Below are 7,902 nucleotides of genomic sequence, written 5' to 3' on the forward strand. Positions count from 1 at the left end.
GATCATTTACATTTTGTCAAACTTTGCGTCTCCCGCAAACGATCCCATTGACAGTTGTTCTTCAAGAACAAGTCCGTGATGATGCCGTTCTTCAATCCGTTTAATAATAGATCGAATGGCTTCCGCATTTTCTTCGATATTGTGAGGTTCAAAGATCGTCACGTGATCTCCTTTTAATTTGTACTCAAGATAATGCTGTGCTGTTGATTGTGTCCAGCCCCTATCATCGGTTACATCGCCGCATAGCAAATGATGGATGTTGGCGTTAACGGCGCCGGAATTGATCACTTCATTGTGGTACGCAAGATAGCCTCTGATTTTATCCTTAATCGAAGGAATGGTTAATATTTCTCTGTAATAGTCCGGAATAATGTCCATATTCAGATGGACGATCTCTTCGATTTCCTCTTCCGATAAATGAGTTACAGAAGTGGTTATTTTAGAATCCAGCATAATCACATCAGATACGGTGCGGCCTCGCTTCTCCAAAGCTTTAGCAGCCTCAAAAGCCAAATTCGATCCCGAGGAGTAACCAAGCAAAACAAAAGGCCCTTGTTCCTGAATGCGTATCATGCTTTCTGCATATCGGTCAACGATTTCTTTCTCATGAGACGGCTCTTCTAAGAAATCAGCAGCATAGACGGTGCTGACGCCGTCAAGTCTTTTCGCCATTTCATTATAAACGAGTCCATATCCGATTAAAGGCGGGAAACAGAACACAGGGATTGAATCTTCCTGGTTCAGCTTGACGAATACGTTATGATCCGTCTCGGATTCGAAAACTGCCGCTTGAATGGCGCGTGCCATTGTTTCGATGGTAGGAAAATCGTATACGGCTTGATAATGCATGTTGAGTCCCATACCGGCGTTAATTTGATGAATGAGCTGCAATACTTTAAGTGAATGGCCGCCAACGTCAAAGAAGTGATCTTTAATCCCGGGGTCAGGCAGAGCTAAAATATCCTTCCATATATCGGCCAGCTGCTTTTCAATTAACGTTCCTGGCGCTGTGTATTCGGTTCCGGTAAGCCTATTTCCCTCAGGAGCCGGCAAAGCTTTTCGATCGATTTTTCCATTAGCAGTTATCGGCATCTTCTCTACTTGTACAAAATAAGCCGGAATCATATACGCAGGCAGTTTGTTCAGCAAATGACGCTTCAGCTGCGCCGTATTTAATGACTCGTCTCCTGACAAGTAAGCGCACAGCTGCTTTGAGCCCTCTTTTTCAATCGCGATGACGACCGCTTCTTTGACAGCATCGAGTTGTAATAAAGATGCTTCAATCTCGCCGAGTTCTATCCGGTAGCCTCGGATTTTCACTTGATGATCAATTCGTCCCAAATACTCGATATTTCCGTCCGGCAGCCATCTTGCCAAGTCGCCTGTCCGGTACATCCGCTTCCCTGCTTCAAATGGGTGAGCTGCAAACTTCTCAGCTGTCAGCTCCGGACGGTTCAAATAGCCCCGAGCGAGCCCGTCTCCGGCGATACACAGCTCTCCTGCCACACCGAGCGGCTGGAAATATTCCGATCCGGGCTGTACAATGTACAATTGAATGTTGGAAATCGGTTTACCTATCGGAACGGAGTTAAGCGTTTCTCCCGCTTCACATTCAAAATACGATACATCGATCGTCGCTTCGGTCGGTCCGTATAAATTAATGATTTGAGCCTCGCCCGCCGGTGTGATCATGCGATGAAACCCGGCAACGTGCGCAGGCGTCAAAGCCTCGCCGCTTGCAAATACATATTTTAATGACGCCAGCTTTCTCTTTAATTCCTCGTCGGATTTCTGCTCCATGGACTCAAGAAAAGCATGCAGCATCGCAGGCACAAAATGCATAATGGTGACATTTTTCTGCGCAATCGTATCTAAAATGACGTCAGGGTTCTTTTCTCCTCCGTTTGACAGCAATACCGCTTTAGAACCAGTCATCGACCACCAGAACAATTCCCACACCGATACATCAAAGGTGATTGGGGTTTTTTGCAGAATGACATCCTGCTTATCCAGCGGGTAATGTTCCTGCATCCAAACGAGACGGTTGATTACGGATCGGTGTTCCACCATAACCCCTTTCGGTCGGCCTGTTGATCCCGAAGTATAGATAACATAAGCTAAGTGATTCGGTCCGGCCGTCTGTTTCAAGTTTGAACCATCTTCCCAAGAGAATCGCGGATCTTCCAGGTCAAGCACTTTTCCCGTAAAAGGCACGCTTTTCCTCAAGTGACTCTGTGCTAACAACAGCTTCGTATCCGAATCCTCCAATATATAGTGAATTCGTTCTACCGGATAGCTCGGGTCGATCGGCACATACGCGCCGCCGGCTTTTAAGATTCCGAAGAGTCCTACGATCATTTCCAAGGAACGTTCGGCCATAATCCCGACTGGCTGATCCGGCTGCACGCCTTCTGATTGCAATGTCCGGGCAAGTTGATTCGCTCTTTCATTCAGTTCCCGGTATGTCAGCTGGCTTTCCCCGTATACGACAGCCGTTTGATCAGGCGTACGCTGTGCTTGTTCCTCAAACAATTGATGAAGCGTCTTTTCCTTTGGATAATCTGCTTCCGTATCATTAAATGCCTCTATTAGGAGCGAACGTTCATCTCCCGTAAGTATATCCAAGTCTTGGACGCGAATCGCCTGACTGTTCACCATCTGCTTAATGATTTGCATAAAATGCTCTTCCATCCGCTTGACACTTGCATGATCATAGACGTTGCTATTGTATACAAAATGAATGTCGATTTCTCCAGCCGGCATGACAATGAAATTGAAATCGTAATGGGTATGCTCTTCCATATGGAAATTGATAATGTCCAGCGCGTCACGATTCGGTTTCATATGCTCCATTTGTTTCTCGACCGGATAATTTTCAAATACCATGATATGACTGATCAGCTGCTGCTTTTGTTCGGTTTGAGCCTGAATTTCATACAACGGAAATGTATCATACGCCTGAGAAGCCAATGCCTGCTCCTGGCTCATTTTCAACACTTGTTCCACAGTCATTCCAGGCTGAGCGGTAATACGTACGGGAATGGTGTTGATAAATAAGCCGACCATGGATTCAATACCCGGAATTTCTGCCGGGCGTCCGGATACAACCGACCCGAAAACGACATCCTGACTGTTGTTGTATCTTTGCAGCAATAGCCCCCACGCACTTTGAATGAATGTATTCACGGTGACGTGATGCTTGCTTGCAGTCTGTCTGATTTCTTCTGACAGCTGCTTTCCGAGCCGGCATGCAAGCCTTTGTTTTTGATATTTCTTGGCTTGGTTTGAGACAGGTTCTTTCAGTAAAACGGTTTGTCCTTCATAACCGTCCAAATATTTTTGCCAATAGGCCAAAGCGTTCTGATGATCCTGGTCTTCCAGCCATTCGATATATCGGCTGTACGGGGTGACGGCTTCCCGCTCCGGTTGTCTTCTCTCAAGAAGCTCATAATAGGTTTCAAACACTTCTTTCGTAATAAGAGGCAGACACCAGCCATCCATTAAAATATGATGGAAGCTCCATATCAATCGGACTTGGTCGTCCTCTGTACGAAGGATTGATACGCGCATTAACGCATCTTGGGTAAGGTCGAATCCTCTTGCCTTATCTTTTTGTACAAAGCCGGCAATGAACTCGTTTCGTTGTTTATTCTTCATGCTTCGAATATCTTCAACAGTTATTTCGATCGGTTTTTTTTGGAATACGATCTGTAAAGGCTGATCTTTCCATTCCGTATAAAAATGAGTCCGGAGAATCTCGTGTCTTTCCGCCAGCTGCGACAAACTCATTGTAAATGCCTCAATATCCAAGTCGCCTTTGAGGTCAAAAGCGGCTTGTTCAAAGTAAGCTCTGGAAGCCGAATCGATTAAACTATGGAACAGCATACCTTTCTGCATGGGAGTTAAAGGATATATATTTTCAATGTCGCCGATATGCTGTGTTTGCTTAACAAATTGATCTAATTCCTCGATTGTTATGTCCTTCAGCGAAATATCGCTTGGCGTCAGGTGAATGTGTTCTTGAGCTGCGCAATGTTCGATGACTTCTTTTAGGCTGTTCTTTAAGAGAGCTGCACATGTTTCCATTGTTTCTCTTCGATATTGTTTACCGCTGTAACTGATGGCCAATGACAGCCGACCGTCTGAGATCATGCCGTTAATGTCAAGCGTATAGGCAATGGGGTGCCTGTCGCTCGCAATTTTCCCTCCGGAGTAAGGAGATACCTCGATTCCTCCATTTTCGAAATCTTGATCAAATTGTCCGAGGTAATTGAAGCTGATTTCCGGATGTCCGGTCCATTCTGATGCCTTCGGATGATCGGACAAATATTTCATCAGGCCATATCCTATTCCTTTTTGGGGAATCTGACGCAGCTGTTCTTTCACCGTCCTAATCCGCTGGGAGATGTCCCGGTCCGCCTGGATTTGAAGAGAAACCGGGTATTGGGTTGTAAACCAGCCCACCGTACGTGAAATATCAACGTCTTGAAAAACAGATTCCCTGCCGTGTCCTTCCAGATGAACATGAATTTCTTCATGCCCCGTCCAGCGATGAACAGCCATTCCGAGTCCGGTCAGCAATAAATCATTAATGTCAGTCGTATAGGCACGGTTCGATTTTTTTAATAAACGCTCGGTTTCTTCCTCTGTCCATTGGACGATGATCGTTTCCAGGTCTTCGGCCAGACCGGTCTCCTGCTCATTATCCTTTGGCAATTTGTGTTGCGAGATATGTTTCTGCTCAAGCCAATATTGATTTTTCGCTTCAAATTCCGGGCTTTCTGCATAACGTTTCAATCGTTCAGCCCATAACAGATAGGAATCCGTCTTCTTAGGGAGCGTGATCGCTTCTCCGTTTTGGAGCTGCTCATAAGCTGACGTTATATCCTCAAGTAAAATCCTCCACGATACGCCATCTACAACCAGATGATGAATTGCAATCAGCAAATGATCGCCATCCTGACATTGAAACAATCCCAGTTTCATGAGCGGACCATCGGCTAAATGGATGGATTGCTGAATGTCATTGGCTATCATTTCTATCGTTTCGGCAAGGTTGTTTTCTTCGAGTAAAGAGAATACGTCGAGGCTGAATAATTCTCCTTCACTGATCCCGCAGGTTCTGGCTTCGTATTCATGATCTCCCTGAACATAGACCATGCGCAAAGCATCGTGATGCTCGGCAATCTTCTTCATGACTTTCTGAAGCTTCGATTCGTCCAACCCCTCTTTAAAATAAAGCATGACAGATTGATTATAATGGTGCGGATCAGGGTATTGCCGGGCGAAAAACCAATGCTGAATCGGCGTCAATAAAGTACGGCCTTTGATTTCCCCTTGTTCTGCGATTCGGGTAACGGGCTTAATAAAAGGAGCAAGCCCGGAGATCGTCGGGTGTTTGAACAAGTGTTTGATGTCAAGCTTATACCCGGCTTGATATAAGCTTGAGGTTACCTGAATCGACTTAATCGAATCTCCTCCCAGCTCAAAGAAATGGTCATCGATTCCGACCTGTTCTGCGCCTAATACCGATTCCCACACCCCGGCCAGTATTTTTTCCAGTTCTGTCCGCGGAGCTGTATAAGGATTGCCGGTGAGATTTCCCGTTGGAGCAGGCAGCGCCTGACGATCTATTTTTCCGTTGGAAGTAAGCGGCATCGCTGCCAGCTGTACAAAATAAGCAGGGATCATATAGGACGGAAGCTGCCGGGACAGGTGCTCCCGAATTTCGCCTGCGGTTAAAGAATGCTGTGCGGTATAATAGGCGCACAAGGATGTTTCCCCGTTGGTTTCTTGTGCCGTAACGAGAGCTTCTTGAATCGGCGGTATTTGGAAAAATGCGGATTCGACTTCCCCGATTTCAATGCGGTAACCGCGGATTTTCACCTGGTGGTCGATCCGGCCTAAATATTCGATATTTCCGTCCGGCAGCCGCCTTGCTAAGTCTCCCGTCCGGTACATTTTCACCTCTGGTACAAAGGGGTGCTGCAAAAATCTTTCCGCCGTTAATTCCGCTCTGTTCAAGTATCCTCTGGCGATGCCGTCCCCGCTGATATATATTTCTCCCGGGACGCCGGCCGGCACCGGCTTCATGCTCTTATCCAGCACGAAAATGTTCATGTTGTCCGCGGCGGTTCCGATCGGCACTGATTCCCGTCTGTCGTTTTGCGGATCAAAGGAATAAATCATACAGCCGACGACTGTCTCTGTAGGCCCGTATTCGTTAAAAATTTCGATTTTTCCGCCGAATTTCCCGCTGATGCTACGGGCGAGCCGCGTGCTTAAATTGTCACCGCCGACAATGAATTTCCGAATGGTGCACTCAGCAGGGATATTTATCTCTTTCAATAACTGCAAGTGCGCCGGGGTCAGCTTGATAATATCCGCCCTTGAATCCTGAATAATGGAATCAAGCAAGGCAGTACTGTTTTCTCCTCCGTAGACAATAATGGCATTTCCTGTAATGAGCGGAGTAAAAACAGACGTTATCGTCAGATCAAAAGCGATGGACGAATATAGGGGAAAGTTGGTTTTTTCCCCTTTGACATAGACCCGGCGGGCCCACCAAATATAATTGGTTAAGCCCTGATGCTCAATTGCCACTCCTTTAGGCTTGCCTGTGGAGCCTGACGTATAAATGACATAGGCCAAATCCTTCGTACTGCTGATCGGTTCCAGGTAAGAGCCGTCTTCGTGGTAAGAGCTTTCCTGATCGAGGAAAACCATTGTGCCCGCAAGTTCCAACTGTTTTTGAAGATGGCTCTGCGTCAGGACGATATCAGCTTGGGAGTCTTCTACTATATACTGTATGCGATGCTTCGGATAATCCGGATCAATTGGCACATAGGCCCCTCCCGCTTTTAAAACGGCCAGTATTCCCACGACCAGTTCGATCTCATGTTCGCAGATAATCGCAGTGAGCCGATCCGTCTTTACCCCCTTTTTCCTTAACGTTCGGGCTAATTGATTGGCACGTTCATTGAGCTGACGATATGTGAATTGCTTTTCTCCGTAAATAACGGCTGCTTGATCCGGTGTTCGTTTCATCTGTTCTTCGAATAACTGATAAACCGTCTTATCCCGCGGATATTCAGTTTTCGCAGTTTGATTGTCAACGAGAAGTGAATGTGTCTCCGATTCTGGCAAAATATTCACTTGACCGAGGGGGAGCTCAGGCTGAAATAATATGACAGAAAATAGCCGGTTTAAATGTCCGAGCACCTGCATCATATACTGACGATCATAGACTTGTTCATTAAAACATAACTTTATGTCAATCAAGTCTTCACCCATAGCAAACTGGAATAAAGCATCTGCAGCAGCCGTTTCTATGAAACCATCAGGATGAATTTGCTCTAGCGAAACGACTGTATCGATGATCGGCAAATGATTTGCATTGTAGTTCAGCCTCAGCTGTCCGGCCATTTTATCAAAGGGAACGTCCTGATATAAGATCGCTTCGTCCACCGTATGTTTCAATTCATGGAAAATTGATTTAAACGTACTGCCGGAATTGATATGCTGTTTGATTAACATGAGCTGGTCTGAACGAAGATCTTCATCAGTTTCGTCTTCAAAGCTTGGAACCCCTGTAATCACGCCTTCTTCCCCCGTGTATTTGTATAAAAGGGATTCAATTCCGATCAGGAGAACCAGATAGACGGCCATTGGCGTTTGGTTCGTCATGGTCAGGATGCGCCGTGATACATCCGCACTCAATGAACTGTGAATACAGTCAGATCCACTTGTTATATCACGCTTTACTGTTGAGTCGGACATTTGAAACGAAGGGAATGCACTAGGACGGTCTTCCGTGTGAAACATTCGGCCCCAGAACAACTCCTGTTGTTTGAATTCTGACACTCATATCCCTCCAGTTGGTTTCATTCCTGTTTTCAGGCG

1 protein-coding gene is annotated in these 7,902 nt (G+C 46.1%); it reads right to left on the reverse strand.

Features of this window, described 5'->3' with window-relative positions:
- Positions 1 to 6: 6 nt before the first annotated feature.
- A complete protein-coding gene (locus V7728_RS10065) occupies positions 7 to 7,863 on the reverse strand; it encodes a non-ribosomal peptide synthetase (RefSeq protein ID WP_099566773.1) in 7,857 nt (2,618 codons plus the stop codon).
- Between the last annotated feature and the right edge of the window lie 39 nt (positions 7,864 to 7,902).

Origin of the sequence: Bacillus sp. JHAA (assembly GCF_036961585.1) — a bacterium.
Classification (GTDB): Bacteria; Bacillota; Bacilli; order Bacillales; family Bacillaceae; genus Bacillus; species Bacillus velezensis.